Annotated in this window: 17 protein-coding genes and 1 pseudogene; 9 read left to right on the forward strand and 9 right to left on the reverse strand. The window is 71.3% G+C overall.

The window, feature by feature from the left end:
* Positions 1–45 precede the first annotated feature (45 nt).
* Genes AB0J87_RS13110 through AB0J87_RS13120 form a run of 3 tightly spaced genes read right to left on the reverse strand, consistent with a single transcriptional unit; the run spans position 46 to position 3,237 of the window.
* A complete protein-coding gene (locus AB0J87_RS13110) occupies positions 46–1,401 on the reverse strand; it encodes a sugar ABC transporter substrate-binding protein (protein ID WP_363964874.1) in 1,356 nt (451 codons plus the stop codon).
* 22 nt (positions 1,402–1,423) lie between these two features.
* Positions 1,424–2,329 carry a carbohydrate ABC transporter permease gene (locus AB0J87_RS13115; protein ID WP_363964876.1) on the reverse strand — a complete coding sequence of 302 codons (906 nt, stop codon included), beginning with the start codon at positions 2,327–2,329 and terminating at the stop codon, positions 1,424–1,426.
* Entirely contained in the window at positions 2,326–3,237 is a 912-nt protein-coding gene (locus tag AB0J87_RS13120; RefSeq protein WP_363964878.1) for a sugar ABC transporter permease, read from the reverse strand. Before AB0J87_RS13120 ends, AB0J87_RS13115 begins: the two co-directional genes overlap by 4 nt.
* 384 nt (positions 3,238–3,621) lie before the next feature.
* Between AB0J87_RS13120 and AB0J87_RS13125 the strand changes: the two genes are divergently transcribed.
* Complete coding sequence (locus tag AB0J87_RS13125) at positions 3,622–4,608, forward strand: LacI family DNA-binding transcriptional regulator (protein ID WP_363964880.1); 987 nt, start codon at positions 3,622–3,624, stop codon at positions 4,606–4,608.
* Between the two features lie 56 nt (positions 4,609–4,664).
* On the forward strand, positions 4,665–6,746 hold the full coding sequence (locus AB0J87_RS13130; protein ID WP_363964882.1) for a beta-galactosidase: 2,082 nt from the start codon (positions 4,665–4,667) through the stop codon (positions 6,744–6,746).
* Here the strand turns inward: AB0J87_RS13130 and AB0J87_RS13135 are convergent.
* Entirely contained in the window at positions 6,740–7,717 is a 978-nt protein-coding gene (locus AB0J87_RS13135) for an arabinan endo-1,5-alpha-L-arabinosidase (RefSeq protein ID WP_363964884.1), read from the reverse strand. The genes AB0J87_RS13130 and AB0J87_RS13135 overlap by 7 nt on opposite strands.
* A gap of 291 nt (positions 7,718–8,008) precedes the next feature.
* Here AB0J87_RS13135 and AB0J87_RS13140 point away from each other — a divergent pair, with 291 nt between their 5' ends.
* The 5 genes from AB0J87_RS13140 to AB0J87_RS13160 all read left to right on the forward strand — a co-directional run bounded on the left by AB0J87_RS13140 (position 8,009) and on the right by AB0J87_RS13160 (position 13,188).
* Positions 8,009–8,698, forward strand: a complete 690-nt coding sequence (locus AB0J87_RS13140) for a DUF2306 domain-containing protein (RefSeq protein ID WP_363964886.1) — start codon at positions 8,009–8,011, stop codon at positions 8,696–8,698.
* Positions 8,699–8,772: 74 nt separating this feature from the next.
* Positions 8,773–10,404: an FAD-binding protein gene (locus AB0J87_RS13145; protein ID WP_363964888.1), complete on the forward strand. Its 1,632-nt coding sequence runs from the start codon at positions 8,773–8,775 to the stop codon at positions 10,402–10,404.
* Positions 10,405–10,459: 55 nt separating this feature from the next.
* Positions 10,460–11,719 (forward strand): sensor histidine kinase, encoded by a 1,260-nt coding sequence (locus AB0J87_RS13150; RefSeq protein WP_363964890.1) that lies wholly within the window; start codon positions 10,460–10,462, stop codon positions 11,717–11,719.
* Positions 11,716–12,372: a response regulator transcription factor gene (locus AB0J87_RS13155; protein ID WP_363964892.1), complete on the forward strand. Its 657-nt coding sequence runs from the start codon at positions 11,716–11,718 to the stop codon at positions 12,370–12,372. Before AB0J87_RS13150 ends, AB0J87_RS13155 begins: the two co-directional genes overlap by 4 nt.
* A gap of 27 nt (positions 12,373–12,399) precedes the next feature.
* Positions 12,400–13,188 carry an N-acetylmuramoyl-L-alanine amidase gene (locus AB0J87_RS13160; RefSeq protein ID WP_363964894.1) on the forward strand — a complete coding sequence of 263 codons (789 nt, stop codon included), beginning with the start codon at positions 12,400–12,402 and terminating at the stop codon, positions 13,186–13,188.
* A 17-nt stretch (positions 13,189–13,205) separates the two neighbouring features.
* On the opposite strand, the gene AB0J87_RS13165 is transcribed toward AB0J87_RS13160, so the two are convergent.
* The 3 genes from AB0J87_RS13165 to AB0J87_RS13175 all read right to left on the reverse strand — a co-directional run bounded on the left by AB0J87_RS13165 (position 13,206) and on the right by AB0J87_RS13175 (position 17,929).
* On the reverse strand, positions 13,206–15,767 hold the full coding sequence (locus AB0J87_RS13165; protein ID WP_363964895.1) for a sugar-binding domain-containing protein: 2,562 nt from the start codon (positions 15,765–15,767) through the stop codon (positions 13,206–13,208).
* A gap of 18 nt (positions 15,768–15,785) precedes the next feature.
* Positions 15,786–16,820, reverse strand: coding sequence for a glycosyl hydrolase 53 family protein (locus AB0J87_RS13170; RefSeq protein ID WP_363964897.1), 1,035 nt, complete (start codon positions 16,818–16,820; stop codon positions 15,786–15,788).
* Between the two features lie 161 nt (positions 16,821–16,981).
* Positions 16,982–17,929, reverse strand: coding sequence for a hypothetical protein (locus AB0J87_RS13175; protein ID WP_363964899.1), 948 nt, complete (start codon positions 17,927–17,929; stop codon positions 16,982–16,984).
* A gap of 179 nt (positions 17,930–18,108) precedes the next feature.
* Between AB0J87_RS13175 and AB0J87_RS13180 the strand changes: the two genes are divergently transcribed.
* Positions 18,109–19,266: an alkaline phosphatase PhoX gene (locus AB0J87_RS13180; RefSeq protein WP_363964901.1), complete on the forward strand. Its 1,158-nt coding sequence runs from the start codon at positions 18,109–18,111 to the stop codon at positions 19,264–19,266.
* A 50-nt stretch (positions 19,267–19,316) separates the two neighbouring features.
* Here AB0J87_RS13180 and AB0J87_RS13185 read toward each other — a convergent pair whose 3' ends face one another.
* Entirely contained in the window at positions 19,317–20,642 is a 1,326-nt protein-coding gene (locus AB0J87_RS13185) for a phytase (protein ID WP_363964903.1), read from the reverse strand.
* 116 nt (positions 20,643–20,758) lie between these two features.
* Positions 20,759–21,409, reverse strand: a complete 651-nt coding sequence (locus AB0J87_RS13190) for a TetR family transcriptional regulator (protein WP_363964905.1) — start codon at positions 21,407–21,409, stop codon at positions 20,759–20,761.
* Between the two features lie 163 nt (positions 21,410–21,572).
* Between AB0J87_RS13190 and AB0J87_RS13195 the strand changes: the two are divergent.
* Positions 21,573–22,991, forward strand: a pseudogene (locus AB0J87_RS13195) (MFS transporter); the annotation flags it as partial.
* Between the last annotated feature and the right edge of the window lie 77 nt (positions 22,992–23,068).

Here is a 23,068-nt window from a genome sequence, read left to right on the forward strand (position 1 = left end):
GAAACGGGCGGCTCGGCATTCCGCCGGGCCGCCCGCTTCGCCGGGTCAGCCGCTGGTGAGCGTGAAGCCCTGCTCGGTGCCGAAGGCGGTGATGCGGTCCTGCCACGCCTTCAGCGCGCCGGCCAGGTCGCCGCCGCCGTCGATGGCCTGGCCGACGGTGTCCTTGAAGACGCTGTTGGCGTACACCTGGAACGGCAGGTACTGCCAGCCGGGGTTGACGGCGGCCGAGGCGTCGCCCAGGACCTGGTTGATCTTCTGCCCGCCGAAGAAGTCCTGCGGCGCGTCACGGAAGGCCGGGTCGTCGAGCAGCGCCTTCGTGGCGGGGAACAGCCCGGCCTCGGAGTTCAGCGACTTGACGGCCTCCGGGTCGGAGTTGAGCCACTCGGCGAAGGCGACGGCGGCCGGGATGTTCTTGCTCTGCGGGATGACCGCGACCGACGAGCCGCCGTTCTCGGAGTTCATCGGCTTGGCCGCGTCGAACTGCGGCATCGGGGCGACCGCCCACTTGCCCTTCGTCTTGGGGATGGAGTTGATGATGCCGTTCGGGGCCCAGGCGCCGGTCAGCCAGGCCGCGTACTTGCCGGAGCCCATGCCCTTCCACCACTCGTCCGTCCAGCCGGGCTGCGGGTCCACCAGCTTCTCGCCGAGCAGGGTGGTCCAGGTGCCGACCCACTGCTTGACGCCGGGGTCGGAGGACAGCGTGACGCCGACCGAGCTCTCGCCCGAGGTCTTGAACGGCGCGCCGCCCGCCTGCCAGATCATGCTGTCCACGCCGCCGGCGTCACCGGGGTCGATGGTGGTGAGGAAGTTGTCCGGGTTGTCGGCCTTGATCTTCTTGGCCGCGTCCACGAACTCGGCCCACGTGGTCGGGGGCTTGATCTTCAGCTTGTCGAAGATGTCCTTGCGGTAGAACATCGCCATCGGGCCCGTGTCCTGCGGAATGCCGTACACGCCGCCGTTGATCGCCACCTGGCCCCACGCCGCGGGGGCGAACTTGTCCTTCAACGAGGCGGCGCCGTAGTCCGCCAGGTTGACGACCTGCTTGGCCAGCGCGAACTGCGGGAGCGCGAAGTACTCGACCTGCGCCACGTCGGGCGCGCCGGAGCCGGCCTTGATCGCGGTCTGCAACTTGGTGTACTGGTCGGCGGACTGCCCCGCGTTCACCACGTTGACCTTGATGTTCGGATATTTTGCCTGGAAGCGGGCGACGGTCTTCTCGATCCCCGTGACCCAGGTCCAGAACGTCAGCTCGGCCGGCTTGCTCAGCGCGTCCTGGACGGCCGCCGTCGCGCTCGGGGCGGCGGCCGGTGCGGTGGCGCCCCCTCCAGAACCGCCACCGCACGCGGCCAGCGCCAGCGACAGGGCCGCGGCGACACCGGCGGTCATCGCATGTCTTCTCATGATGTTTCCTCACTCACGGGGGTTACTGCTTGACGCTTCCGGTGGCCAGGCCCGACTGCCAGTACCGCTGGAGCACCAGGAAGGCGACGATCAACGGCACGATGGACAGCAGGCTGCCGGTCAGGATGAGCTGGTAGCTGGCGTCGCCGGCGCCCGAGGTGCCGCTGTTGGCCTGGGCGTTCCACTGGTTCAGCCCGACGGTGAGCGGGAACCAGTCCGGCGAGTTCAGCACGATCAGCGGCAGGAAGTAGTTGTTCCAGGTCGCGACCAGCGCGAAGAGCAGGACCGTGACGAACCCGGGGGCCAGCAGCCGCAGGGCGATGGTGCGGAAGATCCTGAACTCTCCCGCGCCGTCGATGCGGGCCGACTCCAGGATCGAGTCGGGCACGGCGTCGGCCGCGTAGACCCGCATCAGATAGAGGCCGAACGGGCTGCACAGTGCCGGGATGAGCACCGCCCACGGGGTGTCGACGAGCCCGACCTGGCTGAAGAGCAGGTACGTCGGCACCGCCAGGGCCGTGCCCGGGATGGAGATCGCGCCGAGCACCATCGCGAACAGCAGCTTGCGGCCAGGGAAGTCGTACTTCGCCAGGGCGTACCCGCCGAGAGTGGCCAGCAGGGCGGCGCCGCCCGCGCCCACCACGGCGTAGAGCACGGTGTTGCCGAACCAGCGCAGGAAGATGCCGTTCTGGTAGCTCAGGGTGTCGCCGATGTTGGCGAACAGGTGGAAGTCCCCGCCGAACCAGAGCCCGAAGGTCGAGAACAGGTCGCCGCTGCTCTTGCTGGCGTTGGCCAGCAGCCAGAACAGCGGGAGCACCGCGTACCCGAACATCACCAGCATGAGCACGGTGAGGGTGGCGCTCTTCCTGCGGCGCTTGGCGGTGGGGGATCGGTGCGCGCCGGACCGGCGCGTGGCGACCGCGGTCACAGGGTCTGCTCCCTTCTCGCCGTGATGAGCTGCACGGCGTACGCGACCACGACGGTGACGAGGCCGAGGACCACGGCGACGGCGGCCGAGTAGTTGATCTGCTGGCCGTTGAAGGCGAGGTTGTAGGCGTACATGTTGGGCGTGTAGCCGGTCGAGATCACCGCGGGCGCGAGCTTCTGCAGGATGTTCGGCTCGTTGAAGAGCTGGAAGCTGCCGATGATCGAGAAGATCGTCGCCACGAGCAGCGCGGGGCGCAGGGCGGGCAGCTTGATGCTCCAGGCGATGCGGATGGCGCCCGCCCCGTCCATCTCGGCGGCCTCGTAGAGCTCCTCGGGGATGGCCCGCAGCGCGGCGTACAGGATGATCATGTTGTAGCCGACGTACTCCCAGGTCACCATGTTGCCGATGGAGGTCAGCATCCAGGGGCGCGACAGCAGGTCGGGGGCCGTGACGCCGAGCGCGTCGCCGATCTGGCCCACCAGGCCGAACTGGTCGCCGTACATGTAGCCCCACAAGAGGGCCGCCACCACGGCCGGCACCGCGTACGGCATGAAGATCGAGATGCGGAACAGCGACGGCCAGCGCAGCCGGCCACTGTCGATGGCGAGCGCGCACCCCAGGGCGATGAGCAGCATGACGGGCACCTGCACGACCAGGAAGAGCGCCACGCGGAGCAGGCCCGCCCCGAACAGCGCGTCGCCCAGGGCGCGGGTGTAGTTGGCCATTCCGGAGAAGACCGTGCCGCCGATGAGGCGGTCCTGGAAGAAGCTGAGGTAGATCGCGTACGCCAGCGGCGCGACCACCGCGACCAGGAAGACCACGAAGAACGGCAGGAAGAAGGCGTAGCCGGCGACCCGCAGGCGCAGGAGCGGCCGGTCGAGGCCGGGCCGCGCGGCCCGCGCGGTCATGTCGCGCTCCTCTGCGATGTTCGCGCTGCCACGAATACTGGCACTGAGCTCTCCTTGTCGGGGGCCATCTGCGGCCGATGAGCCGCGCTGCTACCTGCGCCACCGTGGGCCTGCCCGCTGCGGTAGCTGCGATGATCGTGTGTTTACGTAAACATGAAGAAGGTGTCCCGTAGTCTGGAGCCGCCGCAGGATCATGTCAATAGGTAACCGTCAGTTAACATACGTGGCGATTTGGTGGTCTTTTATGTCGATCTCTCGTGGCCATTGACGGCTGGGGCATGTTTACGTAAACATCTGGCGAGAGCATCGGACGATCAGAGGTGGCAGTTGGACGGGACGACCCAGGAATCACCGGCGGGACGACGCTCGCGCAGGCGGCCGTCCATGGCCGACGTCGCCGCGATGGCCGGGGTCTCCAGCCAGACGGTCTCCCGGGTGGTCAACAACCGCAGCAACGTCGAGGAGGAGACCCGCCAGCGCGTGCTGTCGGCCATGCGGGTCCTCGGCTACCGGCCCAACACCGCCGCGCGCGCCCTGGTCACCGGCCAGTTCCGCACCCTGGGCCTGATCAGCTTCGGGCTGTCCAGCTTCGGCAACGCCCGCACCGTCGACGCCGTCACCCGGGCGGCGCAGCGCGCCGGCTACACCGTGAACATGATCGCCGTCGAGTCGCAGACCGAGCAGGCCGTGCACGAGGCGTTCGACCAGCTCACGGTGCAGGCGGTCGACGGCATCGTGCTCATCGAGGCGCAGATCCTCGACACCCCCTCGCTCCGGCTGCCGCCGGGCGTCCCGGTCGTGATGGCCGACGGCGACGTCAGCCACCGCCACCCCATGGTGGACACCGACCAGGCCCTCGGCGCCCGGCTCATCACCCGCCACCTGCTCGACCTCGGTCACGAGACCGTCTGGCACGTCGCCGGGCCCGAAGACTCCTACGCCGCGCGGCGCCGGGCCGAGTCCTGGCACGCCACCCTCAAGGAGGCGGGGGCCGCGACTCCGCAGTTACTGTTCGGCGACTGGAGCGCGGCCAGCGGCTACAAGGCGGGCCGCGAGCTGGCGCGGCGGCCCGGCGTGACGGCCGTCTTCGCCGCCAACGACCAGATGGCCCTCGGCGTGATGCGCGCGATGATCGAGGCGGGTCACCGCGTCCCCGAGCACGTCAGCATCGCCGGCTTCGACGACCTCGACGAGTCGGCCTACCTCTCCCCGCCGCTCACCACCGTCCGCCAGGACTTCGACGTGGTGGCCGAGAAGATCGTGGCGCTCATGATCGGCCAGATCGAGACCGGGACGGCCCCGTCCGCCACCGCTTTCGTCGCCCCCGAGCTGGTCGTCCGGCAGAGCACCGGCGCGCCGCCCCGTACGTGACCCAGAAAGAAGGGAGGAGCGGCGGACCTCGCCCCGGCGAGGCCGCCGCGCCGACGATGAACGCCGTTCCTCGCGATGTCAGCCCGGTCCCCGGGACCGCCGGCGCCCCGTCACCGGCCGACCGGCTCCGGCGCCGGCTCGGCGGCGTGGCCTTCGGCGGCGACTACAACCCCGAACAGTGGCCGGCCGAGACCAGGGCGGAGGACCTGCGCCTCATGGCCGAGGCCCGGGTGAACCTCGTCACCGTCGGCGTGTTCGGCTGGGCCCGCGTGGAGCCGGCGCGCGGCGCGTACGACTTCTCCCTCTTCGACCAGGTCCTGGATGACCTGCACGCGCACGGGATCACCGCCGACCTGGCCACCATGACGGCCTCGCCGCCGCCCTGGCTGGTCCACGAGCATCCCGAGATCCTGCCGGTCACCGCCGACGGGACCGTGCTCGGCCCCGGCGGGCGGCAGCACTTCTGCCCGTCCAGCCCGGTCTACCGCGAACGTGCCGCGCTGCTGGCGGAGCGGCTGGCCGAGCACTATCGCGGCCACCCGGCCCTCGGCCTCTGGCACGTCGGCAACGAGTACGGCTGCCACATCCCCGCCTGCTACTGCGAGGTGTCGGCGGACGACTTCCGCCGCTGGCTGCGCGAGCGGTACGGCGACGACATCGAGGCGCTGAACGAGGCCTGGTCGACGGACTTCTGGGCGCAGCGCTACGCCACCTTCGACCACATCCGGCCGCCCCGCGTGGCTCCGACGTACCCCAACCCGGCCCAGCAGCTCGACTACCTGCGCTTCAGTAACGAGGCGCTGCGCGCCTGCTACGACCTGGAGGCCGGCATCCTGCGGCGCGTCACCCCCGACGTGCCGATCACCACGAACTTCCTGGCCGGCCTGAAGGCCGTGGACGTCTTCGACTGGGCGCCCGGGCTGGACGTCGTCGCGGTCGACTCCTACCCCGACCCCCACGACGAGCGGCCGCACCTCGGCCCCGGCCTGGTGTACGACACGATGCGCGGAGCCGGCGGCGGTGACCCGTGGATCCTCATGGAGCAGGCGCCGAGCGCGGTGAACTGGCGGGTCAGGAACGCCGTCAAGCAGCCGGGCCAGATGCGGCTGTGGAGCTGGCAGGCGGTCGCGCACGGCGCCGACGCGGTCCTCTACTTCCAGTGGCGGCAGTCACGGGGCGGCGCCGAGAAGTTCCACTCCGGCATGGTGCCGCACGCGGGCGCCGACAGCAGGGTCTACCGCGAGATCGTGGCGCTCGGCAGGGAGCTGGCCGCGGTGCCCGACCTGGCCGGCACGCGGGTGCGCAACCAGGTGGCGATCCTGCTCGACTGGAACAGCTGGTGGGCGCTCGAGCTCGACTCCCACCCCTCCGACGGCGTGCGCCAGCAGGACCGCCTGCTCGACCACTACGGACCCCTGTTCGAGCTCGGCGCGGGTGTGGACGTGGTGCCGCCGTCGGCCGACCTGACCGGCTACCGGCTCGTCGTCGTGCCCAACCTGTACCTGCTGGCGGGCGAGGACGCGCGGCGCGTCTCGGCGTACGTCGCCGGCGGCGGCGCGCTGGTCGTCTCGTTCTTCAGCGGGATCGTGGACGAGCACGACCGGGTCCACCTGGGCGGCTATCCCGCGCCGCTGCGTGAGGTCCTCGGGGTGCGGGTCGAGGAGTTCTGGCCGGCGGCCGAGCACGAGACGTTCCCCGTACGGGGCTGCGGTGCGCTGGCGCACCTCGAGGGGACGGCCGACCTGTGGCGCGAGGACCTGCGCCTCACCGGGGCCGAGCCCGAGGTCGTCTTCGACGGCCCCGACGGCCGCCCGGCCGTGACCAGGCACGACTTCGGCGAGGGAACCGCCCGCTACCTGTCGACCCGCCTCGACGAGCCCGCCATGCGGGCGGTCCTCGCGCGGGCGCTCGCCGAGGCGGGTGTCACGCCCGCCGTCGAAGGGCTGCCTCCGGGGGTCCAGGCGAGCGTGCGCGCCGGTGCCGGCCGCCGCTTCCTGATCCTGCTGAACCACACCGGCGAGAAGCACGACGTGACCCCCGGCGGGGAGTGGACCGACGCCCTCTCGGGCGAGGACGTCGAGTCCGTCACGCTGCCGCCCTCGGGCGTCGCCGTGCTCCGGTCCGTGGCGGGTCAGTAGACGAAGGGCCAGCCCGCGCTGTCGTACCCGAGGAGGTTGATCCCCAGCAGGGGCGCGCCGTTGTCGGCGTAGTAGTGGTAGTAGAGCACCTCGGCGTCGCTGTCGGGGACCACCGCCTGGTGGCCCGGCCCGTGCACGCTCCCGTGCCCGGCCAGGACCTGGGTGCCGCCGCCCGAGGTCATGGCGACGCCGTTGCGGTCCACGTACGGGCCGGTGACGCTGCTCGAACGGCCGACCATGATCCGGTAGGTGCTGCTCGCCCCCTGGCAGCAGGCGTCGAACGACACCCACAGGTAGTAGTACGAGCCGTGCCGGAAGATGAACGGCGCCTCGATCGCGGTCGTGCCGGTGCGCTGGGCCAGGCCGGTGATCGAGGTGCCGAGGCGCTTGCCGGTGGCGGGGTCGAGCTGGATGAGCTTGATCCCGGTCCAGAACGACCCGAAGGACAGCCACCAGCGGCCCTGGGCGTCCACGACGAGGTTCGGGTCGATGGCGTTGTAGTTGCTCGACGAGGTGGTCGAGATGATCATTCCCTGGTTCGCCCAGGAGCCTGACGCGCCCGTGGTGCTGGTGGCCAGGAAGATCGCCGAATTGCGCGAGCCGAACGTCGAGGCCGAGTAGTAGAGGTAGTAGCGCCCGTTGCGGTAGGAGATGTCGGGCGCCCACAGGCTGGTGCTGCCGCCGGTGTACGACGTGGTCCACGGCGCGCCGCCGGGGAAGACCACGCCGGCGTTGTGCCAGGCGGTCCGGTCGGTCGAGGTCTTGATCGTGATGTTGTCGCCGGTGTGCACCAGCAGGTAGGAGCCGTCGGGCCGCTTGACCACGCTCGGGTCGTGCACGCCGATGTCGCCCGTCACCCGTCCGGGGTTGGGATAGGCCGCCGGGGGAGTGGTCGGCGTGGCCAGGGGCACGGGCTCGGGTCGTACCGCGGCGGCACCGAGCAGGAGGGCGACGAGAGCTCGTTTCCACATGACGCGACCTCGGCGGTGGGGGCTTGACTGCGACAGTCAGGGTTACCGGTCACATGAGTGGTGTCAAGCACGCCTGCCGCCCTCGCAGGTCGGGCGCCTGAAACTTTCACACCCGACCCGCGCGCCGCTCATGACGAGGGCGGTTCGTTCAGCTCGCGCAGGCGTGCGCCCGTGCGACGCTCCCATCGGTCCGAGGGCCGAAAGTACTACCCCGCCGGCGGCCGAAAGGCCGAACCAGCACGAGCCCTTACGCCGATGAACCGGCGCCCCCGCGATTGTCACCATCGAGCCATGACCCACACGAAGGCGGGCCGGCTCATCCCCGCCGGACTGCTCGTCCTCAGCGCCGTCCCCGTGATCGCGGGCGCCATCCGCGCGGCCGAGCTGGCCGCCGGCGCCGCCATCACCCCGGACAACGCCCGCTTCATCGCCGCCCCCGCGCCCGTGCTGCTGCACATCGCCGGCGTCACCGTCTACAGCGTCCTGGGCGCCTTCCAGTTCGCGCCCGGATTCCGCCGCCGCAGGCCCGCCTGGCATCGGGCGGCCGGACGGGTGCTGGTGCCGGCCGGCCTGGTCGCGGCCCTCGCCGGGCTGTGGATGACCCTCTTCTCCGACCTCCCGGCCGGCGATGCCGGGCTCCTGACCGTCTTCCGGCTGGCGGCCGGCTCGGCCATGGCCGGCTCCCTCGTCCTCGGCTTCGCCGCGATCCTGCGCCGCGACGTCGCCCGGCACCGCGCCTGGATGATCCGCGCGTACGCCCTCGCCATGGGCGCGGGCACGCAGGCGGTGGTCCTGTCCGCCTGGTACGCGGCCACGGGCGCCGATCCCTATGGCGTCACCCGGGCCCTGCTCCACGGCCTGGCCTGGGGCATCAATCTCGCCGTGGCCGAATGGGCCATCCGCAGGACGGCCCCCGGTCAGCCGGTCGGTGGGGCGGATCAGCCGTTCGGCGGGGTGAAGGGCTCAGCCGCCGATTCATGACATGGACGGATGTGTGGCTCGCTGCCGGATTGAGAGGCTGACGGCCCCTAGCCAGTCGGAAGGAGCGAGAACACATGCCAGAAGCGAGCGAGGGAAATACGGGCGCGGCGGTGAGCCGTCGTGGGGTGCTCGCCGGTGCGGGCGCCGCGGCGGTCACCCTGCTGGGCACGGGCGACGCCGAGGCCCAGGCCGCGCCGGAGGCGTTCGGGCCGGTGACCGTACGTCCGGGCGACATCCGCTACGACCAGCTGCTGCGCGGCAACAACTTCCGCTTCGTAGGCCGCCCGGACGAGATCCGCGTGGCCGGGTCGACCGAGCAGGTGGTGCGCGCGGTGCAGGAGGCGGTGCGGTCCGGCCGGCGGGTCGCGGTACGCAGCGGCGGTCACTGCTTCGAGAACTTCACCGCCGACCCGGCGGTGCGGATGCTGCTGGACCTGTCCCCGATGGACGCGGTCGGTTACGACGCCGGCCGGCGGGCGTTCTCCGTGCAACCCGGCGCCACCCTCGGTCACGTCTACCGGACGCTGCTCACCGGCTGGGGCGTGACGATCCCCGGTGGCAGCTGCCCGGAGGTGGGCGCCGGCGGGCACTTCGCGGGCGGCGGGTACGGGGCGCTGTCCCGGCGGTACGGCTCGGTGGTGGATCACCTGTACGGCGTGGAGGTCGTGGTGGTCGACCGCGACGGCACCGCCCGCGCGGTCGTCGCCACCCGCGACCCGGACGACCCGAACCACGACCTGTGGTGGGCCCACACCGGCGGTGGCGGCGGCAACTTCGGCGTGGTCACCCGGTACTGGCTGCGCTCGCCCGGCCCGACCGGCACCGACCCGTCCCGGCTGCTGCCCCCGGCGCCGCGGCGGATGGTGCAGCACGTGGTCATCTGGTCCTGGGAGCACATGACCGAGCAGGCGCTCACCGGGCTGATGCGTAACTTCGGGACCTGGCACGAGCGCAACAGCGCGCCCGGCTCCCCTTACGCCGGGCTGTACGGGCTCCTCCAGCCCTCGCACCGCTCCGGCGGGACCGTCATGCTGGTCGCGCAGATCGACGCGGACCTGCCCGGCGCCGGCGACATGGTGACCGGCTTCGTGTCGGCGGTGACGGACGGGGTCGATCTCACCCCGGTGTACGACCAGCGGCGGACGATGCCGTGGCTGCACCGGATGACCTGGCCGGGCAGCGGCGAGCCGGGCGACGTGATCACCCGGCGGTACAAGATCAAGGCCGGCTACCTGCGCCGCTCGTTCACCGAGACCCAGCTGGCGGCCGTCTACCGCAACCTGGAGAACGAGACCGGCGGGCCGGGCGCCGGCATGCTGCTGGTCGGCTACGGCGGGCAGGTCCGCGCGGTGGCGCCCGGGGCCACCGCGATCGCCCAGCGCGACGTGGTCATGAAGGCGGTCTACCAGGCGGTCTGGGACGAGGAGAAGAAGGACGGGGCCAACCTCGCCTGGGTCCGCGAGTTCTACCGCGACGTGTACGCCGGCACCGGCGGCGTGCCCGTGCCCGGCGAGGTCAATGACGGCTCCTACATCAACTACCCGGACGCCGACCTGGCCGACCCGGCGTGGAACACCTCGGGCGTGCCCGCGCAGACGCTCTACTACAAGGACAACTACCCGCGCCTGCAGCGGGTGAAGGCCCGGTGGGACCCGCGCAACGTCTTCCGGCACGCGCTGGCCGTCGAACCTCCCCAGGCCGGTTGACCGGCATCCGGGCTAGATTGTCCGCCGGGGGCAGGCGCCGGGGAGGAGGACGCGGATGAGCGATCCGCCGGCACGGTGGTCCGTGGCGTTGACCGTCGGGCCGTACGCGCTGCTGGCGCTGCTGACCGGTGTCACCGTGGCCATCAAGGGCTCGGCGGGCGAGTCCCTGATCGTCGACCTGGTGCTGTGCGCGCTGATGGCGGCGTGGATGCTGGGCGTCTTCACGCTCCGTCCCGCCTGGCGCGAGCGGGCGCCGGTGATGGCGGTGTTCTGCGCGGTGCTGATCCTGCTCATGGCGATCCTGGCGATCAGGGACCCGTGGTTCGGGGCCTTCACCCCCGCCGGGTACGTCTACGCCTTCCGGCTCCTGCGCTGGCCGTGGCAGCCGGTCGGCGTCGGGGCGGTGGCGGTGGTGGCGGGCACGGCGCAGGCGTACGGCGTGGACAAGACCACGGTCGCCGGCCTGGCCACCTACGGAGCCGTCGTGGCCGCGAACGCCCTCCCCATGTGCGCCTTCGCCTGGTTCGCCCGGCGCGGCGCCCGGCAGAACGAGGAGCGGGAGCGCGCGCTCCAGGAAGCCCGTGAGGCGAACCGCAGGCTGGCGGCGTCGCTGGCGGAGAACGCGGCCCTGCACGAACGCCTGCTGGCGCAGGCGCGCAACGCCGGCGTACAGGACGAGCGGCAGCGGATGGCGCGGGAGATCCACGACACCCTGGCGCAGGGGCTGACCGGCATCGTCAGCCAGCTGCGCGCGGCCGAGCACGCCGGCGACGATCCGGCGGCCTGGCGCGGGCACGTCGCCGCCGCGACCAAGCTGGCCAGGGAGAGCCTGTCGGAGGCGCGGCGGTCGGTGCACGCGCTGCGTCCAGAGCCGCTGCGGTCGGCCATGCTGAGCGAGGCGCTGGCGGGCGTCGCCGAGCGCTGGTCGGCGCTGCACGAGATCCCGGTCCAGGTCACGACGACCGGTACGGCGCGGCCGATCCGGCCGGAGGCGGAGGCCGCGTTGCTCAGGATCGCGCAGGAAGCCCTGGCCAACGTGGCCAAGCACGCGCGGGCGACCAGGGTGGGGGTGACGCTGTCGTACCTGGAGCACGAGACGGCCCTGGACGTCCGCGACGACGGCGGCGGCTTCGACCCGGCGCTGCTGGACGCCGCCGCCGACGGATTCCGAGCCGATCGCGGCGGGTTCGGCCTGATCGCGATGCGGCAGCGGATGGAGAGCCTGTCCGGCACGCTGCAGGTCGAGTCGGAGCCGGGCGCCGGCACGGGCATCTCGGCCCGCGTCCCCGCCGAGCGGGCGGAGGTGAGCGCGTGAGCCGCCCCGCCGGCCCGATCGGGCTGCTGATCGTGGATGATCATCCGGTGGTCAGGGACGGGCTCGCCGGCATGTTCGGCCGGGACCCGGAGTTCGAGGTGCTCGGCGAGGCCGCCGACGGGGCCGAGGCGGTCCGGCTGGCCCAGGCCCTGCGTCCGGACGTGATCCTCATGGACCTGCGGATGCCCGGCATGGACGGGGTGAGCGCGACCAGGGAGCTCGCCGAGCGGGGCAGCGAGGCCCGCGTGCTGGTGCTGACCACGTACGACACCGACAGCCACGTGCTCCCCGCGATCGAGGCCGGCGCCACCGGATACCTCCTCAAGGACGCTCCCCGCGACGAGCTGCTGCGCGCGGTCCGGGCGGCGGCCCGGGGCGAGGCGGTGCTCGCGCCGTCGGTGGCGGCCCTGCTCATGAGCCGGGTACGCCGGCCCGCCCCGGGGCCGCTCAGCCCGCGCGAGGTCGAAGTGCTGCAGCTGGTGGCGGCCGGAGCCACGAACCGCGAGGCGGCGGCCAAGCTGTTCCTCACCGAGGCCACCGTCACGTCCCACCTGCTGAACATCTACGCCAAGCTCGGGGTGAACGACCGCGCCGCCGCCGTCACCGAGGCGTTCAACCGGGGGCTGCTCATCCCACGGAATCCCCGGTGGTGACGGGTCATCGCCGGATACGGTCTGATCATGCGCGTTCATCGACCTGGATTCGTGGCACTAGCCGTACTGGCCGCGTTGTCCGGTGGGTGCGGTGGCGCCGCGCCGGCCCCTGGCGGGGCGGGCCTCCCGGCGCCGCCGGGCACGGGCAAGGGGCCGCTGGCGGGCAAGGTCGTGGTGCTCGACCCCGGCCACAACGGCGGGAACGCCGCGCACCCCGAGCAGGTCGACCGCCAGGTCGACATCATCACCAAGAGCAAGGCCTGTAACGCCGTCGGCTTCAAGACCGCCGACGGGTACGAGGAGAACGCCTTCGCCTGGAGCGTCACCCAGCACCTCAGGCCGCTCCTGGAGACGATGGGAGCCCAGGTCGTGCTCACCCGGAGCAACGACGAGGGCATCGGCCCCTGCGTCACCGAGCGGGCGGCCATCGGGAACGAGGCCAGGGCGGACGCGGTGGTGTCCATCCACGGCGACAGCGGCAAGCCGAGCGGGCACGGGTTCCACGTGATCACCCCCGGGCTGATCGCCGGGCGCAACGACGAGGTCATCGAGCCGTCCCGCAAGCTCGGGCTGGCGATCCGCGACGCGTACCGGGACGGCACCGGCATGCCGTACGCGAACTACCGAGGCGAGGACGGCCTGCGGTCCCGCACCGACCTGGGCGGGCTCAACCTGTCGACGCGGCCGGTCGTGTTCATCGAGTGCGGCAACATGCGCAACGCGGGCGACGCCGCCAAGATGACCGACGTCGCCTTCCGCAAGCGCATCGCCGACTCGCTGGCGAAGGGGATCAAGAACTATCTCACCGGCGCCTGACCGAGTCGCGGCGCCGGTCAGTACGTGGCGGGCAGCTGGGTGGTCAGGCCGGCGGTCACGGCGAACGAGACGGACGTGACGCTCGCGGTGGCGGCGGTCAGGCCGGTGGCGGTGGCGCGCAGGGCGATGGTGCCCGGCGTGCGGGAGGCCCGGATGAAGACCCGGTTCACCCCGGCCTCGGTGTCGAGGTAGGGCTTGTGGACGCTGCCCGGTTTGCCCGGGTTGAAGCCGCCCAGGAAGGCGGCCGGGCCGGTGAGCGTGAAGTCGACCCGGGCCTGGTGGGTGGGCATCCGGCGGCCCTGCGCGTCCACGGCCTCGACGTCGAAGAAGGCGATGTCGCTGCCGTCCGCGCGTAATCCGCCGGGCGCGGTGCGCGGCGTCAGCCGGAGCGCGGTGGCCGCGCCGGTGGTCGTCTTGGAGGCGCGGACGATCTCCTGACCGGCCGCGTCGTAGCCGACGGCGGTGATCGTGCCGGACTGCCAGCCGACCCCGGCGAAGGAGTACAGGAAGTCCTGGGTCGCGGAGGTGTCGTCGCCCACCTGGGCGCCGTTGACGAGCAGCCGCACGCGGCGGACGTGGGAGGAGGCCATGACGTACACGGTCTTGGCGGTGCCGGCGGGGTAGGTCCAGTGCCCGATGATGTGGATGTCCGGGATGGGGCTCTGCATGACGCGGAAGGTGTGCAGCGACTCCTTGGGGATGCGGACCGCGTCGACCCGGCCGGACAGCCGGGCGCACTCCCAGTTGTACTGGCGGCCGTGCTGGTTGGAGTCGGCCCAGACGAGGGCGGCGGCGCCGGAGTAGCGGCGATCGCCGGGCCCCTGGATGCGCTGCCCCCAGAACTCGTAGCGGGTGGCGGCGGCGTGCGGGCCGGCGAAGTCCTCGGAGGTCAGGTGGTAGGTGACGTCCGGGCCGGTCACGTAGCCGAAGTCCGGGGGAGAGTAGTTGTCCCAGACGCGCCGCGGCGCCTCGTCCCGCGTGTACTCGCACTCGATGATGGGCTTGCGATCACGGGCGTAGGCCGAATAGTGCCGGTTGAGCATGGTGCCGACGTATTCGGCGGCGTCCACCGCCGCGGTCCCGCCGTACGCGGAGTCGTCGGAGATGGCGCGGCAGCCCATCGCCCGGCCGCCGTTCGGGTCCCAGGTCTTGCGCAGATCGGTCACCTGGCGCATGTGATCGGCGGTGATCCAGTTGTTGCCGGCCTCCCAGAACAGGATGCTGGGGCTGTTGCGGAAGTAGATGAGCACGTCGCGCATGAGCTCGACCCGCTGCTCCCACTGCCGGCCGGTGGCGTCGGACTCCTTGTCGCCCGCGGGCTGGACGGAGACGATGCCGTACCGGTCGGTCATGCGGATGTTCGCCGGGGTGGTGGCGACGTGCATCCAGCGGATCAGGTTGGCGTTGCTGTCGCGGATCATCTCGCCGTCGAGGTGCGTCATCCATTCCGGCACGGCCGCGCCGATGGCGGCCCACTCGTTGGTGGCGCGGACGGCATAGCCGGTGAGGAAGACGTGCTTGTCGTTGATGTGGACGCCGCCGCCGCTGGTCCCGCCCTTGAACTCCGCCTTCCGGAACCCGGTGACGATCGGGTACGCGTCCAGCACGGTACCGCCCTCCGAGAGGACCACCTCCACGGTGTAGAGGTAGGGCCGGCCGGGTTCCCAGAAACGCAACTGGCTGATCCGCTGCGACAGCTTGACGATCTGCGTCTGCCCGGCGGCCAGCGTGACCGGCGATCCGGTGATGGTGGCGCGGACCTGGCCGTCGGCCTGGACGACGTTCGCGGAGACCGTGACGGTGCGGGCGGAGGTCTGCTCGTTGCGGACCTGGGCCTCGACGTTGACGGTCGCCGTCGCGCCGGAGACGTTCACGACGCTCGGGTAGACGTACGTGCCGACGGTCCGCAGGTTGGTGTAGAGCGGCAGCGTGAAGTACGTCCTGGGCAGCACGTACATGCGCACGTTGCGGGTCAGCCCGCCGTAGGTGGGGTTGAAGTCGCGGGTGTCCCACTGGAAGGCCGTGCCGGTGGACTGCTCGGGCCGCCATTTGGTGTTGTCGGCCTTGACCGCGATCACGTTCTCGGCGCCGAAGAGCACCTGGCCGGTGATGTCGAAGCCGAACGGCGTGACGCCGTACTCGTACAGGCCCACCTGAGTGCCGTTGACGTAGACCGTGGCCGCCTGCCGGACGCCCTCGAACTCCAGCAGCACCTTCTGCCCGGCGTGCGCGGCCGGGAGGGTGAACCGTTTGCGGTACCAGACCGGCTGCATCGCGACGGCGGACTCGCCGGAGCTGGTGATGTAGTTGTCGAAGGAGTCCACGTCGTTGAAGGTGTGCGGGACGCTCACGGCCGCCCATGCCGAGTCGTCGAACGAGGGCGCCTGCGCGTTCGCCACGTCGTCCTGCTTGACGAACCGCCAGTCCGGGTTGAGGTTGTAGACCACGCGGCCGCTCGCCGTCGCGGCGGTCGCCTCGTCGGCGCGGGTGAGCCCGGCGGCGCCCAGCGCCAGGGCGCCGGCGGCGGCCAGCACCGTCCTCCTGCGCACGCCGGAGGCGGGTTCGATCGCTTGTCCCATGGGTCTTCTCCTGCCGGGTCAGACGTTGAGGAATCCGTCCATGGCGGCGGTGGGCCGCAGGGTGGCGGGGTCCCATGCCCCGCTGCCGTAGGTCGCGAACGGCGAGTAGACCTCGGGCTCCCAGTAGAACGTGCCGAGGCCGCCGAAGCTCTTCAGGCCGGTGATGAAGGCGCGGAGCGAGTCGCGTACCTGCGTGGGCTTGTTCAGCGGCCCGCCGTACTCGACGTGCATGACCGGTTTGCCGTACGTGCTCTGGATGGTGTGCATGTTGTCCAGCACCGGGGCCACGTTGCCGCCCTGGGCGTAGGAGGACAGGCCGGTGATGTCCCATCGGCCGCCGTTGTCCCGGTAGGCGTTGAGGAAGTTCTGGACGCTGCCGAGGTTCTGCGGCTGGGCCAGGTGCACCAGCACGGGCGTGGCCGGGAAGACGTGCTTGACCATGTCGTAGGCGGCGTTGAGCAGGCCGGTCATCTGGGCGGGGCGGCTGATGCTCCCGACCGGTTTGCAGATGCCGGAGTTGGTCTCGTTGCCGATCTGCACCCATGCGGGCGTGACGTTGTTGTACTTGATCACGTTCATGGTGTGGTAGACGTAGTCGTACATCGCGTCCAGCATCTGGCTGTAGCTCATCGAGGCCCAGGCGGCGGGCGGGTTCTGCACCCCGACCGAGTTCCAGGTGTCGCCGAAGTGATAGTCGATGAGCACGGACAGCCCCGCGTTCTTGCAGCGTACGGCCATCGCGGCCGTCTCCTCGACGGCACAGTGGCCGTGCACCGGGTCGCCGGAGGGGTTGACCCAGGTACGCAGGCGGATGGCGGTGATGCCGTACCCCTTGAGGATGGTGAACAGGTCCTGGGCGGTCCCGGCGCCGTTGCGCCAGCTCCGGCCCTGCGCCTCCATCTGCGGCATCCAGCTGATGTCGGCGCCCTTGACGAAGGTCGCCGCCTGAGCCTCCGGCGTTCCCGTGCCCGCGCCCAGTGCGAGCGCGCCGGCGCCGAGGAGGACCGCGCGCCTGCTCAGCTCGGCGGGTACGGACGTGCGCATGTCTGCCATGACCGACTTCCCCTTCCTAGGGTTAAAGCGGTTTAACCGTAAGAATCGAGTCTGGGAGCGTCAAGGTCGGCTGTCAGTGGCGTGGTGGGAGCGGGGCGACGGGCCTGCTGGGCCGGGGATGCCCGCTGAAAGTTTCATGCTGCGTGAAAGCGTTTCCGCGCTCAGATGGCTCGGACGCGGACGTCCCGGAGCGCGCTCCGCACGAAGCTCTCGTCACCCGAGGCGGCCAGGTAGAAGCCCGCGCGGCAGGCGCTGCCCGAGATGGCGTGGCGCGGGTCGAGGGCGACGGACACCGGGCCCTGCCGTTCGCAGTCGGGGACCGGGGCCAGCACCAGCATGCGGCGGCTCAGCCCGCCGAGCCACAGCTGCGGGCCGACGAGCACGCCGTCGCGGACCTCGCCGGGGCGCGACAGGCGCAGCGGCCCGCCGGCCGACAGGGTGAGGAAGCCGTCGGGGGTGAGCGTGCCGCGCAGGTTCTGCGCCCAGGCCCGCCGCTGCTCGAAGGTCATCCCGGCCCGCTCGTCCTGCAGCGCGATCCGCCAGTCGCCGAACGCGAAGAGCAGGACCGGGCCGGCGGTGTCCACCCCGAGTGGCCCGGGCCAGAGAGTGACGTCGCCGGTGAGGCGGCGGATCATCGGCCGGCCGGCGGCGGTCTCGGCCTCGCCGTACAGCGGGGCGGTCAGGGAGCGGAACTCCCCGCCCTTCCCGGCGCCGGTGAGGGACCGGTGCCCCTCCGCCTTGCCGGCGCCGGTGAGGGTGCCGCTGGTGTACGGCCGGGCCCCCAGCGAGGCCAGGTTCAGGCCGGCCGGGTAGGTCACCTCCGCCCGCGACCCGTCGGGGAACGTGACCCGCAACGTCCTGGTCCCGCCCGTCCCGCTCGCCTCCGGGTAGACGGCGTTGGGATTCACCGTGATCGCCTCGCGCACCGGCTCCGGCTCCGGCGGCTCCGGCGCGGGGCGGCTCGTGTCCCGGCTCGTGAGAATCCCGATGAGCGACCCGATGAGCGACCCGATGAGCGACACCGCCGCGAGAGCGACCAGGACCGCGATCCCTGCCCGGCGTGGCCTGCGCGGGCCCTGCTCGATGATGTCGACCCGGCCCGCGGTCATCGGCCTTCCCCCGTCGTGCGGCTGTCCCCACCCAGTTCAGACCATCGGCGGGTGCGACGCCACGCCGGGCACGGGAATGTGATCCAGCGCACTATTCCCGTTAACTTCTCTGACGGGCGAATGTCGGTTTGATCGACATACTGTCGGCGAGGCCGCACCCCCTCAAGGAGGTTTCGTCGATGGAACGCCGTAATTTCCTGCGCGCGACCGTGCTCGGCGCGAGCACCGTCGCCTTCTCCGGCAGTCTGTGGCAGGGCGCCGCCCTGGCCGCACCGGCGCAGAACGCCCCCGGTCCCTACGGCCCGCTGCAGGCCGCCGACGCCAACGGCATCCAGCTGCCGGCCGGCTTCACCAGCCAGGTGATCGCCCGCTCCGGCCAGTCCGTCCCGGGCACGTCCTACACCTGGCACAACGCCCCTGACGGAGGCGCCTGCTTCGCCGACGGCAGCGGCTGGATCTATGTCTCCAACTCCGAGATCAACCCCGGCGGCGGCGCCTCGGCCATCCGTTTCGACTCCGGCGGAGCCGTCACCTCGGCGAACCGGATCCTGTCCGGCACCCGGCAGAACTGCGCGGGCGGTAAGACGCCCTGGAACACGTGGCTGTCGTGCGAGGAGGTCAGCCTGGGCTTCGTCTACGAGACCTACCCGTTCGGCGGCACCGCCGTGCAGCGGCCCGCGATGGGCCGCTTCAAGCACGAGGCCGCCGCGGCCGACCCCGTACGGCAGGTGATCTACCTCACCGAGGACGAGACCAACGGGCGTTTCTACCGGTTCGTCCCCACGACGTGGGGCGACCTGTCCTCCGGCACCCTCCAGGTGCTGGTGGCGGGATCGGCCACGTCGGGCTCGTTCACCTGGGCGAACGTCCCGGACCCGGACGGCTCGCCGACGGCGACGCGCAGCCAGGTGTCCGGCTCCAAGTCGTTCAACGGCGGCGAGGGCTGCCACTACGCCGACGACACGGTCTGGTTCACCACGAAGGGCGACAACCGGGTGTGGCAGGTCAACCTGGCCGGCAACACCTACGAACTCGCCTATGACGACAGCCTCGTCAGCCCCGGCACCCCGCCGCTCACCGGCGTCGACAACGTCACCGGCTCCACCTACGGCGACCTGTACGTGGCCGAGGACGGCGGCAACATGGAGATCTGCCTGATCACTCCCGACGACAAGATCTCCGCGTTCCTGCGGATCGGCGGCCAGAGCTCGTCGGAGATCACCGGCCCGGCCTTCAACCCCGCGGGCAACCGGCTGTACTTCTCCTCCCAGCGCGGCACCTCGGGGTCGTCGTCCGGCGGCATCACCTACTGCGTGACCGGCCCGTTCCGGACCTGACCCGGAAAAGCCTGAATGGGTCGCCGGAGTGATCCGGCGACCCGTTCACGTCAGCCGCGCGGGTTCCAGCCTGCGACGTCGACGTCCAGCCCGAGGCGGCGAGCGATGTCATCCCACTTCACATACTTGAAGTCGGTGTTCTCGCGCACCTCGCCCTCCGGATCCGTCGCCTCGGGGGTGTTGGCGCCGTCGTGGGTGACGAACAGGCCCTTGGGGAACCGGCGGCCGAGCGGCACGTTGATGACCATCGTCCCGTCGCTGCCCTGCACACCGTCGATGCCGCCGCTCTCGCCGACGCGGAAGGAGCCGAGGTAGGCGTTGTCACCTCTGCGGTCATAGACGGCGAAGGTGTCGCTGCCCTGGCTGGAGGCGATCAGGTAGCCCTTGCCGTCCTTGCCGTAATAGATGGTGAGGCCCTCGGCGTCGGCCGTCAGGTTGTCGCCGCCGTATCCGGGGTCGGCTCCGGGGGAGCACTCCTCGGTGGCGGGGTCGTAGGTGGCCGGTACGCCGTACTCGCCGACACGGTCGACCAGCTTCGGTGAACCGGTGAGATCGCCGGAGACGCGCCAAATGCCGACGTCCTCCTGGGCCGCGTAGAGCGTGCCGGTCTGGGCATCGACCACCATGCCTTCGATCTGCGGGCCCACGCCCGGCTCGTCGCACGGGCTCCAGCTCTGGCCGTTCGGGAGGGTGAAGCTCGACGGGAGATCGATGGTCCGGAGCGTCGTGTAGCCGATCTTGCCGCCAGGGGCGTCGGTGAGCTTCAGCAGCGCGAGCCGCGTGGTGTGCCGGCGGCTGACCAGGACGTAGGTGCCCGAGCCCCGCTTCCACGTCGCGAGGCCGTACACGGTCTCGGCGTCGTTCACCTCCGCCTGGGTCGCGTTGAAGACGAACGGCGCGGCGGGGTCGGTGACGTCGGTGAGCGGCTGCCGGTTCTGGCCCGCTCTCGCCGGATTGATCCGGTAGACGCGCAGCTTGTCGGAACCACGGTCGGAGGCGACGAAGACGTCCGACCGGCCCGCCTTGGACGCGTGCCCGTAGACGACGTCCACGTTGTTCAGCCGGCCCGGCTCGTCGTCCTGACCCGGCGCGGCCGGTGCGGGCAGGTGCTGGAGCTGCCTGCCGTCCAGGTCGTAGAGGTACAGACCGCCCTCCTTGGCGGTGGTCGCGATCAGGCTCTCCGCCGGAGAGGCGGGGTGGACCCAGATCGCCGGGTCGTCGCCGTTGGCATTGCCGCCGGTCTCGTCGTCGAACAGCGGCGGGGTCTCGACCCGCGGCTCGACGGCGGGCAGGTCTTGCGCGGTCGCCGGTGGGACCAGGGCACCGAACAGGCCGATCGTCAGCGCTGCGGACGCCAGCGAGGTCAGGGGGCGCATCGACTTCTCCTCATCAAGGAACCTTGCTGCCTTGATCCTCATGAGCGAAGCCGACCGGACCATGAACCGAACCGGAACTTCCGCCCAAATCGCGGCGCGAGTCGCAGGGGCGCCCGTCAGGGCTCGCGCGTGACGGGCGCGAGCCACATCCCGACGAGCGCGTCGATCAGGCCGGTCGCGGCGTCGTGCCAGGTGGTACGGGGGGTGGGGGCGCCTTCGGCGAGCGCGCGCTCGCGGTCGGCGCACGTGAGCACGATCAGCTGGCGGGCCATGTCGCCGCGCTCGGCCCGCACCTCGGCGGGCAGCTCGGGCAGGCACCGGTTGAACCCCTCGACGGTCTGCCGCAGCGAGGGGGAGGAGCGGGTCTCGTCACCCATGATCGCGCGGAGCGCGGGGTCGGTCATCACCTGGGCGACGAAGCGGGCGTACCAGGTGGGGGAGCCGAGGTCCGCCAGATGCTCGGTGACCGGGCGCACCATGCAGGCGACCCAGTCGCGCACGTCGGCGGAGTCGCCGAGCTCGGCCACCATCCGCTCACGGATCCGCTCGACCGGCTCGGCGTGCTTGCGGGCGATCGCGCGTACGAGGTGGGTCTTGGTGCCGAAGTGGTAGCCGACGGCGGCGTTGTTGCCCTGCCCGGCGGCCTCGCTGACCTGACGGTTGGAGACGGCGAGCACGCCGTGCTCGGCGAACAGCTGCTCCGCCGCCGCGAGAATCCGCTCGCGGGTCACTCCGGCGCGCTCGGCGCGTACGGTCTTGCCGGTCATCGGCACCACCGTACCGGAACGTCACGCCTGCTCACGAGGACCTCCTTCAGGGGCCTGACCGTCGGTTGTGTTCAGTAAATCGACGCTGTTAGCCTTAAGTCAAGCGACTGATTTACTAATACCTCGTCGTTTGCTTCCCTCAACCCCGCAACGGAGACCTCGCATGGCCAACATCCCCGCCCGCCGCGCCCACGCGGCCGACCCCCCGCGGTCGAGCACCTTCGTGGTGGTGCTCGCCTTCGCCGGGATCGTGGTGTCGTTGATGCAGACCCTGGTGATCCCGCTGGTTCCCGAGCTGCCCAAGCTCCTGGGAGCTCCGGCGTCCGACGCCACCTGGGCGATCACCGCCACCCTGCTCGCCAGCGCGGTCGCCACACCGGTGGTGGGACGGCTGGGCGACATGTTCGGCAAGCGGCGCATGCTCCTGCTCAGCCTGATCCTGCTCGTCGCCGGGTCGGTCGTGTGCGCCTTCAGCGACTCCCTGACGCCCATGATCGTCGGGCGGGCCCTGCAGGGCCTGGCCTCCGGCGTGATCCCGCTCGGCATCAGCATCATGCGCGACGAGCTGCCCGCCGAACGGCTCGGCTCCGCGACCGCGCTCATGAGCGCCTCGCTCGGCGTGGGCGGCGCCCTGGGCCTGCCCGCCGCCGCCCTCATCGCCGAGAACGCCGACTGGCACGTGCTGTTCTGGACCGCGGCCGGGCTCGGCGTTGTGGCCCTGGTCCTGGTGCTGGCCCTCGTGCCCGAGTCCGCGGTACGCAGCGGCGGGCGCTTCGACCTGGTCGGCGCCGTCGGGCTGTCGGCCGCGCTGGTGTGCCTGCTCCTGGCGATCTCCAAGGGCGCCAGTTGGGGCTGGGGCGACCCGCTCACGATCGGCCTGTTCGCCGCGGCGGTCGTGGTGCTGCTGCTGTGGGGCTGGTGGGAGCTGAGCACCCGCGAGCCGATGGTGGACCTGCGCACCACCGCGCGGCGTCAGGTGCTGTTCACCAACCTCGCCTCCACCATGATGGGCTTCTCGATGTTCGCCATGTCCCTGGTGCTGCCGCAGCTGCTGCAGCTGCCGGAGGCCACCGGCTACGGACTGGGCCAGTCGATGCTGGCGGTGGGCCTGGTGATGGCGCCGTCCGGCCTGGTGATGATGGTGCTGGCGCCGCTGTCGGCCCGCCTGTCCGCGGCCAGGGGGCCCAAGGTCACGCTGATGATCGGCGCCGTCATCGTCGCCGCCGGTTACGCGCTCAACATCGGGCTGATGTCCGAGCTCTGGCACCTCGTCCTGGTCTCCTGCATCATCGGGGCCGGCATCGGATTCGCCTACGCCTCCATGCCCGCCCTCGTCATGGGGGCCGTGCCGGTGTCCGAGACGGCCGCCGCCAACAGCCTCAACACCCTCATGCGCGCCGTCGGCACCTCCGTCTCCAGCGCCGTGGCGGGCGTCGTCCTGTCGCAGATGACCACCACGTTCGGCCCCGTCGCCCTCCCCTCCGAGGACGGCTTCCGCGTCGTCATGGGCATCGGCGCCGGAGCCGCCCTCCTCGCCTTCGTCCTGGCCGCCTTCCTCCCGCGCCGGAGCGCCGCCGCCCCCACCACGGCGCACGCCGCCGCCCCGGCGCCTTCCCCGCACGGTTCCGCGCACGGGCCGGCGCACGTGGATGAGCCCGC

Source organism: Nonomuraea sp. NPDC049625, from assembly GCF_040675285.1.
Taxonomy (GTDB): Bacteria; Actinomycetota; Actinomycetes; order Streptosporangiales; family Streptosporangiaceae; genus Nonomuraea; species Nonomuraea angiospora_A.

What these genes read in the sequence shown, in the direction of transcription:
- AB0J87_RS13110 (WP_363964874.1), bottom strand. Translation starts at nt 1,401, where the DNA reads ATGAGAAGACATGCGATGACCGCCGGTGTCGCCGCGGCCCTGTCGCTG.
- AB0J87_RS13120 (WP_363964878.1), bottom strand. Translation starts at nt 3,237, where the DNA reads ATGACCGCGCGGGCCGCGCGGCCCGGCCTCGACCGGCCGCTCCTGCGC.
- AB0J87_RS13125 (WP_363964880.1), top strand. Translation starts at nt 3,622, where the DNA reads ATGGCCGACGTCGCCGCGATGGCCGGGGTCTCCAGCCAGACGGTCTCC.
- AB0J87_RS13130 (WP_363964882.1), top strand. Translation starts at nt 4,665, where the DNA reads ATGAACGCCGTTCCTCGCGATGTCAGCCCGGTCCCCGGGACCGCCGGC.
- AB0J87_RS13135 (WP_363964884.1), bottom strand. Translation starts at nt 7,717, where the DNA reads ATGTGGAAACGAGCTCTCGTCGCCCTCCTGCTCGGTGCCGCCGCGGTA.
- AB0J87_RS13140 (WP_363964886.1), top strand. Translation starts at nt 8,009, where the DNA reads ATGACCCACACGAAGGCGGGCCGGCTCATCCCCGCCGGACTGCTCGTC.
- AB0J87_RS13145 (WP_363964888.1), top strand. Translation starts at nt 8,773, where the DNA reads ATGCCAGAAGCGAGCGAGGGAAATACGGGCGCGGCGGTGAGCCGTCGT.
- AB0J87_RS13150 (WP_363964890.1), top strand. Translation starts at nt 10,460, where the DNA reads ATGAGCGATCCGCCGGCACGGTGGTCCGTGGCGTTGACCGTCGGGCCG.
- AB0J87_RS13160 (WP_363964894.1), top strand. Translation starts at nt 12,400, where the DNA reads ATGCGCGTTCATCGACCTGGATTCGTGGCACTAGCCGTACTGGCCGCG.
- AB0J87_RS13165 (WP_363964895.1), bottom strand. Translation starts at nt 15,767, where the DNA reads ATGGGACAAGCGATCGAACCCGCCTCCGGCGTGCGCAGGAGGACGGTG.
- AB0J87_RS13170 (WP_363964897.1), bottom strand. Translation starts at nt 16,820, where the DNA reads ATGGCAGACATGCGCACGTCCGTACCCGCCGAGCTGAGCAGGCGCGCG.
- AB0J87_RS13175 (WP_363964899.1), bottom strand. Translation starts at nt 17,929, where the DNA reads ATGACCGCGGGCCGGGTCGACATCATCGAGCAGGGCCCGCGCAGGCCA.
- AB0J87_RS13180 (WP_363964901.1), top strand. Translation starts at nt 18,109, where the DNA reads ATGGAACGCCGTAATTTCCTGCGCGCGACCGTGCTCGGCGCGAGCACC.
- AB0J87_RS13185 (WP_363964903.1), bottom strand. Translation starts at nt 20,642, where the DNA reads ATGCGCCCCCTGACCTCGCTGGCGTCCGCAGCGCTGACGATCGGCCTG.
- AB0J87_RS13190 (WP_363964905.1), bottom strand. Translation starts at nt 21,409, where the DNA reads ATGACCGGCAAGACCGTACGCGCCGAGCGCGCCGGAGTGACCCGCGAG.